The organism is Streptomyces sp. NPDC050416, assembly GCF_044458845.1.
Classification (GTDB): Bacteria; Actinomycetota; Actinomycetes; order Streptomycetales; family Streptomycetaceae; genus Streptomyces.
The window spans coordinates 774,866-791,029 of the sequence record NZ_JBITII010000001.1; the positions used below are offsets into that span (position 1 = coordinate 774,866).

The following is a 16,164-nucleotide window of genomic DNA, read 5'->3' on the forward strand; positions in this document are numbered from 1 at the left end:
GCCGTCGACGGTGGTGTCGTACCCGTGAGGGACAGGTCCCTCCCCTTCCGGTCCAGGGGAGGGACCGCCGCCCTCGGTGCTACCGCGCCGGCGTCGCGACCGGCGCCGGCGCGTAGCCGGTGGGCCGGGCCGTGAAGGTGCCGCGGCCCTGGGTGCGGCTGCGCAACCGGGTCGCGTAACCGAAGAGTTCGGCCAGCGGCACGGTGGCCGTGACGACCGCCGCGCCCGCGCGGGCGACCGAGCCGGTCACACGGCCGCGCCGGGCGGCGAGGTCGCCGAGAACGCCGCCCACCGCGTCCTCGGGCACGGTCACCGTGACCTCGACGACCGGCTCCAGCAAGGTCATCGCGCAGGCGCGCAGGGCCTCGCGGAGGCCGAGCCGGCCGGCCGTGCGGAACGCCGTGTCCGAGGAGTCCTTCACATGGGTCGCCCCGTCGGTGAGCGTGACGCGCAGGCCGGTCACCGGATGCCCGCCGAGTGGCCCCTCGGCGAGGGCGTCGCGGCAGCCGGCCTCGACCGCCCGGACGTACTCCTGCGGCACGCGTCCGCCGACGGCGGCCGAGCGGAACGCGAACCCGCCCTCCTCGTACGGCTCCACGTCGAGGACGACATGGGCGAACTGCCCCGCCCCGCCGTCCTGTTTGACGTGCCGGTAGACCAGACCGGACACGCCTCGGGCGACGGTCTCGCGGTAACTGACCCGGGGGCGGCCGACGTTGACCTCCAGCCCCAGCTCGCGCCGGAGCTTCTCCACCGCCACCTCCAGGTGCAGTTCACCCATGCCCGACAGCACGGTCTGCCCGGTCTCCGGGTCGGTCCGCACGACCAGCGAGGGATCCTCCTCGGTCAGCCGGGCCAGCCCGGACGCCAGCCGGTCGGTGTCGCCGGCCCTGCGGGACTCGACCGCCACCGACACCACCGGCTCGGGCACGCCCGGCGGTTCCAGCACGAGCGGGGCGTCCGGCGCGCACAGGGTCGAGCCGGCGCGGGCCGACTTGAGCCCGACGACGGCGACGATGTCCCCGGCGACCGCACGGTCCAGCGGCGCGTGCCGGTCGGCCCGGACGCGCAGGATGCGGCCGATGCGCTCGGTGCGCCGCGCGCTCGCGTCCCACAGCGTGTCTCCCTTCTCGATCGTCCCGGAGTAGATCCGCAGGTAGGTCAGCCGTCCCGTCGGAGTGGCCTGCACCTTGAACGCGAGGGCGGCCGGCGGAGCCGCCGGGTCGGCGGGCCGCTCCCGCTCCTCACCCTCGTGGGTGCCTCGGACCGGCGGCACGTCCAGGGGCGACGGCAGATAGTCCACCACCGCGTCGAGCAGCGGCTCCACACCCCGGTTGCGGTACGCGGATCCGCACAGCACGACCACGCCGTCACCGTCCCGGGTCAGGTCCCGCAGCGCCGAGGCCAGGTTCCGCGCGCCGAGCGTGCCCGTGTCGCAGAACTCCTCCAGGGCGCCCGGATGGAGTTCCGCCACGGCCTCTTCCAGCGCCCGGCGGCGCGCGAGGGCCTCGTCCCGCAGGTCGTCCGGCACCGGCGTCTCCTCGACGACGTCACCGCCGGCCCACCGCAGGGCGCGCAGGCGTACGAGGTCGACGACGCCGGTGAAGGCGTCCTCCGAGCCGATGGGCAGCTGCACGACCAGCGGGGCGGGGTGCAGCCGCTCCCGGATCGACGCGACGGCCGCGTCGAGGTCGGCACCGGCACGGTCCATCTTGTTGACGAACGCGATCCTCGGTACGCCGTGCCGATCGGCCTGCCGCCACACCGACTCGCTCTGCGGCTCCACCCCGGCCACCGCGTCGAACACGGCCACGGCACCGTCGAGCACGCGCAGGGCACGCTCCACCTCGTCGGCGAAGTCGACATGCCCCGGGGTGTCGATCAGGTTGATCCGGTGACCGTCCCAGGCGCAGCTCACCGCCGCGGCGAAGATGGTGATGCCCCGGTCGCGTTCCTGCGGATCGAAGTCGGTGACGGTCGTGCCGTCGTGGACCTCGCCGCGCTTGTGCGTGGTTCCGGTGGCGAACAGGATCCGTTCGGTGACGGTGGTCTTGCCGGCATCGACGTGGGCGAGGATGCCGAGGTTGCGGACGACGGCGAGCGGGTTGTGGTTGGTGCGCACGGCCCAGGGCCTTTCGAAGCGTTCAGGAAAGGGGCAGCGCGATTACCGGGCGGAACGAGCAGGCGAGCACGTAGATCTGACATCACGTCAGATCTACGGGACCCGGGCGTTCGTCCGGTCAGCCGGTGCCGCCGCGCAGCGGACACCGGGGCGACGAGGACACGAGGATCACCTCGTAGCGAGGCAGGGAGACGGCGTCAGCGGTGCGGTCACGCATGGCCGTCTCCCTTCGTTCGTCGCGGCGGCGTCCGGCGCCTGGTAGTGGGCGGCGCGGATACGTGCGTGAGTGTAGGGAGCCCGGGGCTTACGGGACCAGCGAATTTCCGGCGGGCCGGGAGACTCCTGACCGCATGCGGCGGCACTACGACGAGGATCTGCTGGAGTCGCCGGAGCCCGGCAGCACGGACTTCCGAGTCACGTTGAAGCTGCAGAACTCCGGCAAGGAGCCGGCCCGAGAACTTCGACGTCGAGTTTCCGGAGTTCACCGGCCGCATCACCGGCTGAGGACGACGACGCGCGCCCGACTCCCCCTCCTATTCCGGGGGAGTAGGAGTGTCGTGGGTCCGGTACATCGCCTGGACGTCCAGCTCCAGTTGGACGGTCGGGCCGACCACCGCGATGCCGCGGGCCAGCATGGAACGCCAGTTGAGTGTGTAGTCCTCGCGGTGCAGTTCCGCCGTCGCCAGGGCCGCGCAGCGCAGCTCCTGGCCGTAGCCGCCGTTCACGGTGCCGAGGTACGTCGTGTCCAGGGCCACCGAGCGGCTGACGCCGTGCATCGTGAGGGAGCCCTGGAGCGTCCACTTGCTGCCGCCCCGGTAGGCGAAGCGGGTGCTCGTGAAGTCGATGTGCGGGAAGCGTTCGACGTCCAGAAAGTCGGCGGACCGCAGGTGGTTGTCGCGGGTGGTGTTGCCGGTGGTGATGCTGGAGGCGTCGATGCGGACGTGCACCTGGGAGTCGGTCATGTCCTGGGTGATCCGGATGCCGCCCTCGAAGCGTTCGAAGCGGCCGTGGACATGGGCCATGCCGACGTGCTTGGCGATGAAGCGGATCGCGGTGTGCGGCGGGTCGAAGAGCCAGGTGCCGGGCGTCGGCAGCTGGAGCGCCTCGGCGGGCTGCAGCCAGACGCGCTCGGTGGCCGTCGGGGCGCCCGGGCCCGTCTCGATCGTCTCGCGGTGCGGACGCAGGCCCTGCGCCGAGACCAGCAGGCTGTACCGGCCGGGCGGCAGCGCCGCGAGGAAGTAGCCGTACGGGTCGGTCGTGCCGCGGGCCGCGACGCGGTGGGTGTCCAGGGCGGTGACGGTGACGTCCGCGGCCGCCAGGGGCGTGCCCATCGGGTCGACGACCTCGCGGGCCACGGCGCCCGCGCCCGCAGGGAGGGGGAGGGCGAGACCCGCCGCTGCGGCGGAGGTGTTCTTGAGCCACCGGCGCCGGAGCAGTGCGAGGGCCATGGTGGTCACCTTTCTTCGGGTGTGCGGCCGCACGGTCAGCGATTCAGCGCATGCCGACGGCCGCACCTTGCTGCGGTCACACCCCCTTGCCGATCTTGACGGGCCGGGCTCCGGTGCGGGTGTCTCAATACGAGACAGTCAGGACTGCCCCTGGAAAACGCCCGCGTGTTCGGCGGCCCACCAGGCGAAGGGGCGTGCGGGGCGGCCGGTGACCTTCTCGACGGTGCCGGAGACGGTACGGCCCGCCTCGGGGGTGTCCCCGTACGCCATGAGCAGGAAGCCGATGACGTCCTCCGCGAGACCCGCCGCCCGCCACTGCGCGACGGCCTGCTCCTCGGTCAGCTCGACCAGGGTGATCTCCCGGCCGACGGCGGCGGCGATCGTCTCCACCTTGTCGCCGACGGTGAGCACGTCGGGGCCCGTGATCACGTATTCCTGGCCCGCGTGTCCTTCCTCCGTGAGCGCGACCGCGGCGACGGCGCCGATGTCGCCCTCGTGGACCATGGCACTCAGCCGGTCCACGAACGGCTCCCGCACCTCGCCCGAGGCCACGATCCCGTCCGCCCACTCCAGGGCGTTGGCCATGAACTCGACCGGCATGAGCACGGTCCAGTCGACGCCGTCGTCGGCACGCACCGCGTCCTCCAGCGGGGTGGGCCCGCCGCCGTGCAGCACGGTGACGCGGCGGACCCGGGCAGAGCGGGCGAGTTCCAGGATCCGGGGGCCGGTCTCCAGCGGGCAGAAGGCCGCACCGCCGAAGGTGATCAGATGGAGGCCGGTGACGCCCTCCAGCGCCGGGGCCAGGCCGTCCGGTGCGGTCAGGTCGCCCTCGACGACCTCGACACCGGCCGGGAAGGCGGCCTTCGACGCGTCGCGCGTCAGGGCACGCACCTCGTGCCCCCGGTCGAGCAGCTCGGCGACGACCTGACGGCCGACGGTTCCCGTGGCGCCGGTGACAAGAATCCTCTGCTTCTGAGTCATGCCACGACCCTAGGAAGGCTTGCGGTCACCTTCTGTCCGCAAGCCGGAGTCCGGCGGGCCCCCCTCGAACGCCGCGAGCAGTACGCCCCGCACCCCCTCCGCCGTCACCTCGCGCGGGTTGGCGTACGGCTCCCCCGCGACCCGGGCCGCCGCCGGGGTCAGGTCGGCCTCCTCGAGGCCGAGTTCGGCGAGGGAGCGCGGTGCGCCCAGGCGCCCGGCCAGTTCCCACAGGGCGCGGGGCGGGTCGTCGGCGCCGAGGGCCCGTCGCAGGACGGCCAGCGCCCGCGGGGCAGCGGGGGCGTTGTGGGCGAGGGCGTAGGGCAGGACCACGGTGTGCGTCTCGGCGTGGGGCAGGCCGTACGTGCCGCCGAGGACGTGGCACAGCTTGTGGTGCAGCCCCATCGTGGTCGCACCGAGGCACGAGCCGCACAGCCATGCCGCGTACAGCGCCCGGCTGCGCGCGTCCAGGTCCTCCGGGTCGGCGGCCAGGCGTGGCAGCGCCTCGGCCATGGCGCGCACGCCCTCCTCGGCCATGACCGAGACCAGCGGCGAGGTGTCCGGGGCGTACAGCGCCTCGACGGCGTGCGCGAGCGCGTTGACACCGCTGGTCACGGTCAGCGGTACGGGCAGGGAGAGGGTGAGCCGGGGGTCGTAGACGACGCTGCGGGGCTGGACGACCGGGTCGCGGCCGGTGCGCTTGGTGCCGTGCTCGGTCAGGCCCCAGACCGGGGTCATCTCGGAACCCGAGTAGGTCGAGGGCACGGCGATCAGCGGCAGTCCGGTGCGCAGGGCGATCGCCTTGCCGAGGCCGATCGCGGAGCCGCCGCCGACCGCGACGCAGCCGTTCGCCCCGGCCGCCCGTACCGCTGCCACGGCCCGGTCGGCGTTCTCGACGGGGACGTGCATCCGGGCCTCGGCGTGGACCCCGACGCAGGTGTCGCCGAGCGCGTCCGCGACCGCCCGGGCGACGGCTTCGCCCCGGCTGCCGCAGACCACGAGGAGCCGCCGCAGGCCCAGGCGCGCGGCCTCGCCCGGGGTCGCGGTGACGGCCGCGCCGGGCCGGAAGACGACCCGCACGGGCCGGGTCTCGTACGTGAAATCGCTCTGGAAGCTCGGGGAGCTGTCGAATCTCTGGAAGCTCGGGAACGTCATGCGGCACGCTCCAGGACGAGGTCGAAGCGGGCGTGGCGGAAGGGGTTCGGCACGCCGAACTCCCGGGCCAGGGAAGGATCGTCGGTCTCCGCGAAGTCCTGGACCAGGCTCTCCTTCACGGCGAACACCGCGTCCGAGTCGAGGTAGTCGCCGCCGGCCACGAAGATGTGCGTGGTGACGGACGTGTGTCCCTCGGCCGTGGCGATGAAGTGGATGTGCGCGGGTCGGTAGGGGTGCCGCCCGGTCGCGCGCAGCAGCCCACCGACCGGGCCGTCGGTGGGGATCGGGTACGGCGCCGGGACGCAGGTGCGGAACCAGAAGCGGCCCTCGGTGTCGGCGGTGAACAGCCCGCGTCCGTTGCCGGCGGGCTGTTCACCGGGCTGCTGGACGTCGTAGAAGCCCTTGTCGTCGGCCTGCCACACGTCGACGACGGCGCCGGGCAGAGGGGTGCCGTCCTCGGACCGCACCCGGCCGCTGACCACGCACGGTTCGCCGCCGCCCAGGAGGTCGATGTCATCACCGAGGGCGCGCACGGGCGATTCGGTCATGTGGAAGGGGCCGAGCACGGTCGACTCGGTGACGCCGGGCGCGCGGTGGCCGTTGACGGTCTCCACGAGCATGGACAGCCCGAGCACGTCCGACAGCAGGATGAACTCCTGCCGGGTGTCGGTGCAGGCCTGCCCGGTCGCCGTCAGAAAGGCGATCGCCCGCTCCCACTCCACCTGGGTCAGCCGGGTCTCGCGCGCGAAGTCGTGCAGATGGCGGACGAGGCCGGTGAGCAGCTCACGCAGCCGCGGGTCGGCGGTTCCCCGGAGGCTGGCGAGGGCCTGTTCGGTGACGCCGGTCCCGGTCGCGTCGGTGGTCATCCCGGCTCCTCGTCGTCGAAGTTCGCTGCTGCCCTTGCTTCCATGATGGCGCGCTGCGGTGCCTCGGTGATTGCTCGCTCAGGCGTGTCCGAGGACGGTCCGCACCGCGTGCGTGAGCAGTTCGCCGGCGTCCGGTGCGGCGGTCGCGTGCCGGAAGGCGACGAACCCGTCGGGGCGCACGAGCAGGGCGCCCGCGTCGGAGATCTCGCTCAGGCGCGCCCAGTCGCCGTACGGGTCCTCGTACTCCTGCCCGGGGCCGATCACCACGGTGGCGACCGGGATGTCCTGAGCCGAGGCGGCCCGCACCCAGTCCTCTCCCCCGATGCCGGTCAGCAGGGTGAAGCGGCCCCGGCCGACCGTGTCGAGGGTGGAGAGCGTGCGGGATCCGGAGGTGATCCAGGCGTGCGGGAGCCGGGCGCCGGGGCGGGAGGACGGCTGGTGGTGCAGCTCGGGGTCGCGGGCGAAGCCCGGGTCGGGCGTGCCGTCCGGGACGATCGCGCGGGAGGTGTAGCGCTGGTTGAGGTCGACGCCGTGCGCGTTGAACTCGTACGCCTTGAAGGCGATCGCCTCCCGCAGCGCGGCGCGCTGTTTCGCGGCGGCCTCGGTGCTGTCCTTGCGGGCGGCGATGTTGGCCCACAGCTGCTCGGGGGTCTGCGGGGAGAGCCCGTCGAGGGCCTCGAAGACCGGGGCGGTCTCGCGGATGGACCGGTTGGCCCGGGTGACGATCTGCCGGCCGATGGGCGCGCGCTCGGCGGTGTAGCTGTCGAGCAGCCGGGGGTGGGCGGTGCCGTCCAGGACGAGCTTCAGCTTCCAGGCCAGGTTGTAGGCGTCCTGGATGGAGGTGTTGGAGCCGAGGCCGTTGGACGGGGGATGCCGGTGCACGGCGTCGCCGGCGCAGAAGACGCGGCCGTTCGCGTAGTTCTCCGCGTACATCTCGTTGACGGTCCACGCGGAGGACGACTTGATGGTCACGGGGATGTCGTCGTCGCCGACGAGCCCCCGCACGACGGATTCGGCGTACTCGGTGGTGAGGTCGGGGGCGCCCGCGGTGACGTCGTAGCCCCACACGATCAGCCACTCGGTCCAGGGGCGGACGCAGCGCACCAGGCCCGCGCCGATGCCGCCGACCGTGGCGCCGGGCGCGAGGACCCAGTAGAGCGTGGAGGGACGGTGCGCGGTGTACTTGGCCAGGTCCGCCTCGAAGACGATGTTGATGCTGCCGGCCACGCCCATCTGGCCGCCCATCGGCAGCCCGGCGTCCGCGGCGACCTTCGACCGTCCGCCGTCGGCGCCGATCAGGTACCTGGCGCGGATCTCGTACGTGTCCCCGCGCAGCCGGTCGCGGACGGTGGCCGTGACGCCGTCGGCGTCCTGGGTGTGGGAGAGGTACTCGGTCTGGAAGCGCAGCCGGGTGCCGCGGGCGACGGCCGCGTTCACGAGGACCGGCTCCATGAGGTGCTGCGGCATGTCGCACATGCGGGTGGGGCTGGCGAGTTCGTGTTCCGCCTGGACGATCGGGTCGTTGCCCCAGGAGCGCACCCGGCCCAGTTCCTCGCCCGCCAGGCTGGTGCAGAACGTCGTGTTGCCCATCAGGTGCTGCGGGGTGGCCTGTGCGACGACGTCCTGTTCCACGCCGAGGTCGCGCAGCACCTCCATGGTGCGCTGGTTGGTGATGTGCGCGCGGGGCGTGTCGGCGAGGCTCGCGTAGCGGGTCACCACGATGTTGGGCACGCCGTAGGTGCTCAGGGCGAGCGCGGCGGAGGCCCCGGCGGGGCCGCTGCCCACGATCAGGACGTCGGTCTCGACGGTGGTGGGCACGGGCGCTCCTGCAAGGGGGACGGGGGCGGACATCGAGCGTCCATGATCATGGAGCGGTTCGGCCGGTCGCGGGTGTCTCATTACGAGACACCCGGCGGGTCCGCGAGGGGGCGCCGGGCACCGCAGCTGCTGCCGTCGGGCCCGTTGTTGCCCGTTCAACCGAACCCGCTACGGTGTTGCATGCCGTGACCACGACCGAGCCTTCCGCCGCAGCCACCGCCCGCCCCTCGCTGCGTCTCGCCCGCGAGCGCTTCCTGTCGGGCGGCCCGCTGCCCGGCGGTGTTCCGGAGGAGGTCGTCGCGGCATGGCGGCGGGCACGGTTCTTCGGTGTGCCGCACGACTTGAAGGAACCGGCCGTCGCCCCGTCCCGGCCGGTGGACTCGGCGCTGCTCGGTGCCGCCCGGCCGGTGCTCGACCGGATCGCCCCGGCCCTGGACACTGACCGGTCCCTGCTCCTCCTGACCGACGAGCGGCTGCGGGTGCTGTGGAGCGCGGGGAGCGTACCCGGGCTCGATCCATGCCCCGTCCTGTCGGAGCAGGAGGTCGGCAACAACAGTGCGGCTGTCGCCCTGCGCACCCGGCGCCGGGCCGAGGTGCACGGGCCGGAGCACTTCCTCGACCGGTGGCAGGACGTGTCCGCCGTGAGCGTTCCGGTGCTCGCCCCGGAGGGCGGCCGGCTCGTCGGCACGCTGACCGTCGCGTCGCTCGCGTCGCGGCTGGGTACCGTACGTTCGCCCCACCCGCACGCGGCACTCGCCGAGGCCGCCGCCGCGGCGGTGGAGACGGAGCTGCGGGCGCGGGCGGGGCGGGCCGAGCGGGTGCTGCTGGACGCGTATGTGCGGGCGGTGGGCGGACCGGGCCGGGTCATGGACGGCCCGGACCGTGCCGTGGTCGCTCTGGACGGTCGTAACCGCCTGATCAGCGACTCCGCGCAGCGGTTGCTGACGCCCGAGGTGCTCGGAGCGCTGGAGCGTACGGCGGTGAGCGCGCGACACACCGATACTGCGGGTGAGGCCGGGCAGTCCGAGGGAACGGGCCCGCCCGAGCTGCCGGATGGCTCTGGATGCGTCGCACGGGTCGACCCCGTACGGCTGGACGGCATGGTCGTCGGGATCGTCGCCGTCCTGGAGCCGCTCGCCGGTCCCGCGCCGTCTCAGCCGGCATCCGTGCCGACCGTTGCGCACGCTCCCTGCTCGCTCACCGGTTCGTCGCTGCCCTGGCGACACGCCGTCGGCCGTGCCGTCGAACTGGCCCGCTCGACGGAGCCGTTGCTGCTGACCGGTGAACGCGGAACCGGCAAGTCCGCGCTGGCTCTGGACCTGCTCGGCACAAAGGCCCGGGCGGCCGTCGAGATCGCCGACGCGGCGCTGGACGCCGGGCTCGAAAGGGCCCTGACCACCTGGTCGGCCGATCGCCCGCTCCTGCTCCGGCACGCTGAGCGCCTCACCCAGCCCGGCGTGGCCGCGCTCAACTCCCTGCTCGATACCCACCCGGCCACCCGGCTGCTGGTCACCTACACGCCCGGCGCGCCGCCCGGCCCCTGCCTCCAGCGCCTGCTGGACAAACTGTCCGCCCGCTCGGTGACCCTGCCCCCGCTGCGGGAACGCACCGAGGACATACGGGAGTTGCTGCCCGCCCTGGCGCCACGGCCGGCCGCCGGGCAGCCGCCGCTGACCTGGACGCTGGACGCCCTGCGCGCGCTGGATCGCTACCCGTGGCCCGGGAACGTCACCGAGCTGGCCCATGTCGTCCGGGCCCTGGCGGAACACCGCCGGATGTCGGGGCCGGTCCGCCGGGCGGAGCTGCCGGACGCCGTGCGGGAAGGCCCGGCCGCGCGGCCTCTCAGCCCGATGGAGCACGCCGAGCGCGCCGCGATCCTGGAGGCCCTGCGCCTGCACGGCGGCAACAAGGCACGCGCGGCGGCGGCGCTGGGGATAGGAAGGGCGACGCTGTATCGCAAGCTGCGGGGCTACCGGGTCTGAGGGCGCGGTTCCGCGACGCCCTGCCAGCGTCGCCGGACACAGAAGAGGACACAGAAAAGGTGCCGACCAGAACCGGTCGGCACCTCTCATACGCCGAAGCAAGTGTCCGAGGGGGGACTTGAACCCCCACGCCCGATAAAGGGCACTAGCACCTCAAGCTAGCGCGTCTGCCATTCCGCCACCCGGACCAGGTGTCTGCCGCCTTGCCAGGGCTCTGCCCGGCGGCGACATGGACAACCATACCAAGGTTTCGCAGTGCCTTTCACCTGCGTTTCCTTCCCAGGGCGGGGGTCCGGGGCCTCGCGGCCCGATACACCTAGGGTCACACCATGAGTGACTGGATGGTTACGCAGAGCCCCATGTCGGGCCGTCGCCCCCGTGTGCTGTCGCCGCTCAGGGAGCATCTGCGGGACACGTTCTGGTTCGCCCCCACCGCGGCGATGGTGGGGGTCTTCGTGGTCTGGGCGGGCGCCCAGGCGCTGGACGCGGCCATCGTGGAAGCGCTCCAGGACGACCGCGACTACGACACACTCGAGGAGCTGCTGCGGTTCGCGGAGGACGCCAAGGCCGTCGTGAACGCGGTCGGCTCGGCGATGATGACCTTCATCGGTGTGGTCTTCAGCATCTCGCTGGTGGCCGTGCAGATGGCGAGCGGGCAGTTCACCCCGCGCGTGGTGCGGCTCTTCGTCCGGAGCCGGATCACCAAGGCGACCTTCGCGGTCTTCCTGGCGACCTTCGTGCTGACCCTGCTGGTCCTGACCTCCTTCGACAGCGCCGGCGACCCGCGGACCGTCACGACCGTGCCGCTGGTGCAGTCGGTCCTCACCCTCTGCATGGTCGCGCTGAGCCTGCTGCTCTTCGTGCTGTACGTGAACACCACCCTGCGGCTGATGCGGATCAGCCATGTGATCGCGCGGATCGCCACGGAGTCCTTCCGGGTGGCCGCCTCGATGCCCGTGCCGACGGGCGGGCAGAACGAGGCCGCCCGCCTCGGCTCCGCGACCGCGTGGGTCCCGCACGAGGGCCGGGCGGGGGTGCTGCGGGACGTGCACATCACGCGGATCGTACGGGTGGCGCGCAAACACGGGGTCGTGCTGCGGCTGATCCCGCGGATCGGGGACTTCGTGGTGCCCGGGATGCCCGTGCTGGCGGTCCACGGCGGGCCGGTCCCGCCGCGCCGGGCGCTGCGTTACGCGATCTCGGTGGGAGTGGAGCGGACCTACCACCAGGATCTCGGCTTCGGACTGCGCCAGTTGTCCGACATCGCGCTGCGCGCCCTGTCGCCCGCGATCAACGATCCGACGACCGCCGTCCAGGCGCTGGACCGGATCGTCCAGTTCCTGGCCGCGCTCAGCCGACGGCCGCTCGACGCCGCCCTGTACCGGGACCGGGGCGGGGCGGTGCGGCTGGTGCAGCCCGTGCCGGGCTGGACCGAGCTGGTGGATCTCGGGTTCACCGAGGTACGAGGGTGCGCCATCGGGAGCCCGCAGGTTTCGCGGCGCATGCTGGCGGGGCTGGACGACCTGCTCCTGCTCGTGCCGCCGGGGCGGCGGGAGCCACTGCTCCGCCATCGCGAGCTGCTCCGGCAGGCGGTCGACCGGTCCGGGCCGGCTCCCTCGGACCGCGCGTTCGCCCTGCGCCCGGACCGGCAGGGCATCGGCTGACCGGCGGGCCTAGCGGGTCGGCAGGGCATCGGCTGACCGGCGGGCCTAGCGGGTCGGCAGGGCATCGGCTGACCGGCGGGCCCAGCGGGCCGGCAAGGCATCGGCTGACCGGCGGGCCAGCGGACCGGCAAGGCATCGGCTGACCGGCGGGCCAGCGGACCGGCAAGGCATCGGCTGACCGGTGGCCCAGCGGGCCGGCAGCCCAGGGGCGCGGCCCGGCGGCGCGGCGGCCCGGCACCCCGGCACCCCGGCACCCCGGCACCCCGGCACCCCGGCACCCCGGCACCCCGGCACCCCGGCACCCCGGCACCCCGGCACCCCGGCGGCGTCCAACGCCGATACGGTTTTCAAGACACGCCGGTTTCACCACCCGTCGGCGACCGACACCGGAGCCCCGCGCGGGCGTCCGCGCGGTGGACCGGCGTCGGTCGCACTGGGCCCCAGGGCGGCCTGCCCTCACGGCAGCAACTGATACTCCGGGAAGTTGCCCGGCAGCCGCTCCCCCGCCGGTCCCCGTGTCACCGCGCGGACCAGCAGCTCGCCGCCGACGAACGCGCCGTGCCAGGAGGCGCCGAGCCCGCCGAACAGCTCGTCGCGGTCGCCGCGGGAACGGGGCCGGCCGTGGCCGGTCTTGAACGCGCGGATCTGCGGGGCGAGTCGCTCGTAGGTCGCCCGGTCGTCCGTGGACAGCGTGGCCACCAGCGCGCCGTTGGAGGCGTTCATCGCGGCCAGCAACTCCGCCTCCGTGTCGACCAGGACGATCGTGTCGACCGGGCCGAACGGCTCCGCGTGGTGCAGCGGAGAGGACGGGGGCGGGTTGAGGAGCGTGACCGGCTGGACGTAGGCCGAGGTGTCCTGGCCGGGCAGGAAACGGGTGTCGGACGGACTGCCGCGGTGCAGCGGTACGGCGCCGCGCTCGATCGCCTCGGCGACCTGGTCCTGGAGTTCCTTGGCCTTGGCCGCGTTGATGACCGGCCCGAAGTCCAGTTCCGGGTACGGGTCGTCCGGCTGCTCCACGGCGAGCGGGTGTCCGACCCTGAGCGTGCGGACCGCCGGGAGGTACGCCGCCAGGAACGCGTCGAACAGATGCCGCTGGACGACGAAGCGCGGGTACGCCGTGCAGCGCTGCTTGCCGTAGTCGAAGAGCTTGGGGATGACCGCCGTGAGCGCGTCCCAGTCCGAGTAGTTCCAGATGCCCCAGGTGTTGAGTCCTTCCTGTTCGAGTACGTGTCGTTTGCCGAGGTCGGCGACGGCCGTGGCCACCGCGGCGCCGGTGTCGCGGCCGCCGACGAAGGAGACACAGCCGATCTCGGGCGCCCGCACCAGCGCCTGGGACAGCTCGCCTCCGCTGCCGCTGACGAGGGTCACGGGAATCCCCTCACGGGCGGCGAGGGCGCAGGCCAGGGTCAGGCAGGCGGCACCGCCGTCGGTCGGGGTCTTGGCGATGACCGCGTTGCCTGCCAGTGCCTGGACCAGCACTGCGTGAACGAGCACGCTCATCGGGTAGTTCCAGCTGGCGATGTTGGACACCGGCCCGTCCAGCGGGGCCCGGCCGGCGACCATCTCCTCGATGCCGTCGACGTACCAGCGGACCCCGTCGATGGCGCGGTCGACGTCGGCCAGGGCGAGTCGCCAGGGCTTGCCGATCTCCCAGACGAGCAGGAGGGCGAGCAGCCGGCGGTGTTCGGCGAGGGCGTCGAGGGTGGCGGCGACGCGGGCCCGGCGCTCCGGCAGGGGGACGTGACGCCAGGCGCGGTGCTGGTCGAGGGCGGCGCGCACGGCCCGGCGGGCGGTGGCCCCGTCCAGGCGCGGCGGGCCGGCGATCGGGCTGCCGTCGACGGGGCTGACGGCGGGCAGGACCCGGCCGTCAGCCTGCCAGGCGGCGTTCCAGAGGTTGAGGACCCGCTCGTCGCGGAAGGCCTCGGGCGCGGCGGCGAGGCAGCGCTGCCACGCGTCGGGCCAGGTCGTGCCGGATTTGAGGGTGAGGGTGGGTGCCATCGGGTTGCTCCGCTCTCGGTGCACGGTCGGGGGCGGGACCTGGCTCATTGCCGTTGTTCTCCGAGGCTCGCTTCGGGGCTCCCTTCGGGGCTCACTTCGAGGCGCGCCAGCACGAGTTTCGCCGTCTCGGTCGGGGTACTGCCCACGCTGACCCCGGCCGCCTCCAGCGCCTCCTTCTTCGCCTGTGCCGTGCCGGCGGAGCCGGAGACGATGGCGCCCGCGTGCCCCATCGTCTTGCCCTCGGGTGCGGTGAACCCGGCGATGTAGCCGACGACCGGCTTGGTGACGTGCTCGCGGACGTAGGCCGCCGCCCGTTCCTCCGCGTCGCCGCCGATCTCGCCGATGAGGACGATGAGTTCGGTGTCGGGGTCGTCCTGGAAGGCGGCGAGGCAGTCGATGTGCGTGGTGCCGACGACCGGGTCGCCGCCGATGCCGACGCAGGTCGAGAAGCCGATGTCGCGGAGCTCGTACATCAGCTGGTACGTCAGCGTGCCCGACTTGGAGACCAGGCCGATGCGGCCCGGTTTGGTGATGTCGGCCGGGATGATGCCCGCGTTGGACTGGCCGGGGGTGATGAGGCCCGGGCAGTTGGGTCCGACGACCCGTGTGCCCTTCTTCCTCGCGTACGTGGTGAAGGCGACGGAGTCGTGGACGGGGATGCCCTCGGTGATGACGACCGCGAGGCCGATGCCGGCGTCGGCGGCTTCGAGGACGGCCGCCCTGGCGAAGGCCGGCGGCACGAAGACGACGGTGACGTCCGCTCCCGTCGCGCGCATCCCGTCGGCGACCGTGCCGAAGACGGGGACGGCCCGGTCGTCGAAGTCGACGGTGCTGCCCGCCTTGCGCGGGTTGACGCCGCCGACGACGTTCGTGCCGGCCACCAGCATGCGCCGGGTGTGCTTCATGCCCTCGCTGCCGGTCATGCCCTGGACGAGGACCTTGCTCTCCTTGGTCAGGTAGATGGCCATGACGCCCCCTCAGGCTGTGGTGGCGAGTTCGGCGGCACGGCGGGCGGCGCCGTCCATGGTGGTGACCTGCTGGACCAGCGGATGCGCGTGCTCGTCGAGGATGGCGCGGCCCCGTGGCGCGTTGTTGCCGTCGAGGCGCACGACGAGCGGCTTGGTGAGGCGGACGGTGTCCAGCGCCTGGACGATGCCGTCGGCGACCGCGTCGCACGCGGTGATCCCGCCGAAGACGTTGACGAAGACGGACCTCACGTCCGGGTCGGAGAGGATGACCGACAGTCCGTCCGCCATGACCCGGGCACTCGCTCCGCCGCCGATGTCGAGGAAGTTGGCAGGCCGGGCGCCGCAGCCCGCGACGACGTCCAGTGTCGACATGACGAGTCCGGCGCCGTTGCCGATGATGCCCACCTCGCCGTCGAGCTTGACGTAGTTGAGGCCCTTGGCGGCGGCCGCCGCCTCCAGCGGGTCGCCGTGTCCCGTGTCGTCCGCGCCCCACCGCGCCTGCCGGAAGCGGGCGTTGTCGTCGAGGGTGACCTTGCCGTCGAGGGCGAGGATCTGCCCCTGCCGGGTGCGGACGAGCGGATTCACCTCGACGAGGAGGGCGTCCTCACGGACCAGGACCTCCCAGAGCCGTACGAGGACGTCGACGGTCTGCGGCGGCAGTCCGGCCGCCTCGGCGATCTCGCCCGCCTTCGCGGAGGTGACGCCCTCGGCGGGGTCGACGGGGACGCGGGCCACGGCGTCGGGACGGGTGGCGGCGACCTCCTCGATCTCCATGCCGCCTTCGGCCGAGGCGATCGCGAGGAAGCGGCCCGCAGCGCGGTCGAGTACGTAGGACGCGTAGAACTCGGTGTCGATGTCCACGGGCTGGGCCAGCATCACCGTGCCGACCCGGTGGCCGTTGATGTCCATACCGAGGATCTGACGGGCGGTGAGCTCGGCGGCGGCCGGGTCCGCGGCGAGCTTCACCCCTCCTGCCTTGCCCCGGCCACCGGTCTTCACCTGGGCCTTCACCACGACACGGCCACCGAGCCGGCGTGCGATCTCACGGGCCTCCTTGGGCGAGTCGGTCACCTCGGCCCGCGGCACCAAGATGCCGTGTTCTTCGAAGAGTTCCCTTGCCTGATGTTCGTACAGGTCCATTCCGGCTCCTGACTGAAAGTGCCGC

The 16,164-nt window shown here is 73.0% G+C and carries 11 protein-coding genes and 1 tRNA gene; 2 read left to right on the top strand and 10 right to left on the bottom strand.

Annotation, left to right across the window (positions count from 1 at the left end; genetic code table 11):
- Window positions 1-79 precede the first annotated feature (79 nt).
- The 6 genes from fusA to ACIBL4_RS03560 all read right to left on the bottom strand — a co-directional run bounded on the left by fusA (window position 80) and on the right by ACIBL4_RS03560 (window position 8,420).
- On the bottom strand, window positions 80-2,122 hold the full coding sequence (gene fusA / locus ACIBL4_RS03535; protein WP_399406066.1) for an elongation factor G: 2,043 nt from the start codon (window positions 2,120-2,122) through the stop codon (window positions 80-82).
- Window positions 2,123-2,655: 533 nt separating this feature from the next.
- The gene (locus ACIBL4_RS03540; RefSeq protein WP_399406068.1) at window positions 2,656-3,570 is read right to left on the bottom strand and encodes a YceI family protein; all 915 of its coding nucleotides are present in this window, start codon (window positions 3,568-3,570) and stop codon (window positions 2,656-2,658) included.
- A 138-nt stretch (window positions 3,571-3,708) separates the two neighbouring features.
- Window positions 3,709-4,551: an SDR family oxidoreductase gene (locus tag ACIBL4_RS03545; protein WP_399406070.1), complete on the bottom strand. Its 843-nt coding sequence runs from the start codon at window positions 4,549-4,551 to the stop codon at window positions 3,709-3,711.
- A 9-nt stretch (window positions 4,552-4,560) separates the two neighbouring features.
- Window positions 4,561-5,703 carry a maleylacetate reductase gene (locus tag ACIBL4_RS03550; RefSeq protein ID WP_399406072.1) on the bottom strand — a complete coding sequence of 381 codons (1,143 nt, stop codon included), beginning with the start codon at window positions 5,701-5,703 and terminating at the stop codon, window positions 4,561-4,563.
- A complete protein-coding gene (locus ACIBL4_RS03555) occupies window positions 5,700-6,569 on the bottom strand; it encodes an intradiol ring-cleavage dioxygenase (RefSeq protein ID WP_399406074.1) in 870 nt (289 codons plus the stop codon). Before ACIBL4_RS03555 ends, ACIBL4_RS03550 begins: the two co-directional genes overlap by 4 nt.
- Window positions 6,570-6,647: 78 nt before the next feature.
- Window positions 6,648-8,420, bottom strand: a complete 1,773-nt coding sequence (locus ACIBL4_RS03560; protein ID WP_399406077.1) for an FAD-dependent oxidoreductase — start codon at window positions 8,418-8,420, stop codon at window positions 6,648-6,650.
- Between the two features lie 152 nt (window positions 8,421-8,572).
- Between ACIBL4_RS03560 and ACIBL4_RS03565 the strand changes: the two genes are divergently transcribed.
- A complete protein-coding gene (locus tag ACIBL4_RS03565) occupies window positions 8,573-10,369 on the top strand; it encodes a sigma-54-dependent Fis family transcriptional regulator (protein WP_399406079.1) in 1,797 nt (598 codons plus the stop codon).
- A gap of 103 nt (window positions 10,370-10,472) precedes the next feature.
- Here the strand turns inward: ACIBL4_RS03565 and ACIBL4_RS03570 are convergent.
- A tRNA-Leu gene (locus ACIBL4_RS03570) sits at window positions 10,473-10,557 on the bottom strand.
- A 141-nt stretch (window positions 10,558-10,698) separates the two neighbouring features.
- On the opposite strand from ACIBL4_RS03570, the gene ACIBL4_RS03575 reads away from it, so the two are divergent.
- Complete coding sequence (locus tag ACIBL4_RS03575) at window positions 10,699-12,033, top strand: DUF2254 domain-containing protein (RefSeq protein ID WP_399406081.1); 1,335 nt, start codon at window positions 10,699-10,701, stop codon at window positions 12,031-12,033.
- Between the two features lie 456 nt (window positions 12,034-12,489).
- Here ACIBL4_RS03575 and ACIBL4_RS03580 read toward each other — a convergent pair whose 3' ends face one another.
- Genes ACIBL4_RS03580 through sucC form a run of 3 tightly spaced genes read right to left on the bottom strand, consistent with a single transcriptional unit; the run spans window position 12,490 to window position 16,139 of the window.
- Entirely contained in the window at window positions 12,490-14,031 is a 1,542-nt protein-coding gene (locus ACIBL4_RS03580; protein ID WP_399406083.1) for an aldehyde dehydrogenase family protein, read from the bottom strand.
- 44 nt (window positions 14,032-14,075) lie between these two features.
- Entirely contained in the window at window positions 14,076-14,999 is a 924-nt protein-coding gene (gene sucD, locus ACIBL4_RS03585; protein ID WP_399406085.1) for a succinate--CoA ligase subunit alpha, read from the bottom strand.
- Window positions 15,000-15,008: 9 nt separating this feature from the next.
- A complete protein-coding gene (gene sucC, locus ACIBL4_RS03590; protein WP_399406087.1) occupies window positions 15,009-16,139 on the bottom strand; it encodes an ADP-forming succinate--CoA ligase subunit beta in 1,131 nt (376 codons plus the stop codon).
- Between the last annotated feature and the right edge of the window lie 25 nt (window positions 16,140-16,164).

What these genes read in the sequence shown, in the direction of transcription:
- ACIBL4_RS03540 (WP_399406068.1), bottom strand. Translation starts at nt 3,570, where the DNA reads ATGGCCCTCGCACTGCTCCGGCGCCGGTGGCTCAAGAACACCTCCGCC.
- ACIBL4_RS03545 (WP_399406070.1), bottom strand. Translation starts at nt 4,551, where the DNA reads ATGACTCAGAAGCAGAGGATTCTTGTCACCGGCGCCACGGGAACCGTC.
- ACIBL4_RS03550 (WP_399406072.1), bottom strand. Translation starts at nt 5,703, where the DNA reads ATGACGTTCCCGAGCTTCCAGAGATTCGACAGCTCCCCGAGCTTCCAG.
- ACIBL4_RS03555 (WP_399406074.1), bottom strand. Translation starts at nt 6,569, where the DNA reads ATGACCACCGACGCGACCGGGACCGGCGTCACCGAACAGGCCCTCGCC.
- ACIBL4_RS03560 (WP_399406077.1), bottom strand. Translation starts at nt 8,420, where the DNA reads ATGTCCGCCCCCGTCCCCCTTGCAGGAGCGCCCGTGCCCACCACCGTC.
- ACIBL4_RS03575 (WP_399406081.1), top strand. Translation starts at nt 10,699, where the DNA reads ATGAGTGACTGGATGGTTACGCAGAGCCCCATGTCGGGCCGTCGCCCC.
- ACIBL4_RS03580 (WP_399406083.1), bottom strand. Translation starts at nt 14,031, where the DNA reads ATGGCACCCACCCTCACCCTCAAATCCGGCACGACCTGGCCCGACGCG.
- sucD (WP_399406085.1), bottom strand. Translation starts at nt 14,999, where the DNA reads ATGGCCATCTACCTGACCAAGGAGAGCAAGGTCCTCGTCCAGGGCATG.
- sucC (WP_399406087.1), bottom strand. Translation starts at nt 16,139, where the DNA reads ATGGACCTGTACGAACATCAGGCAAGGGAACTCTTCGAAGAACACGGC.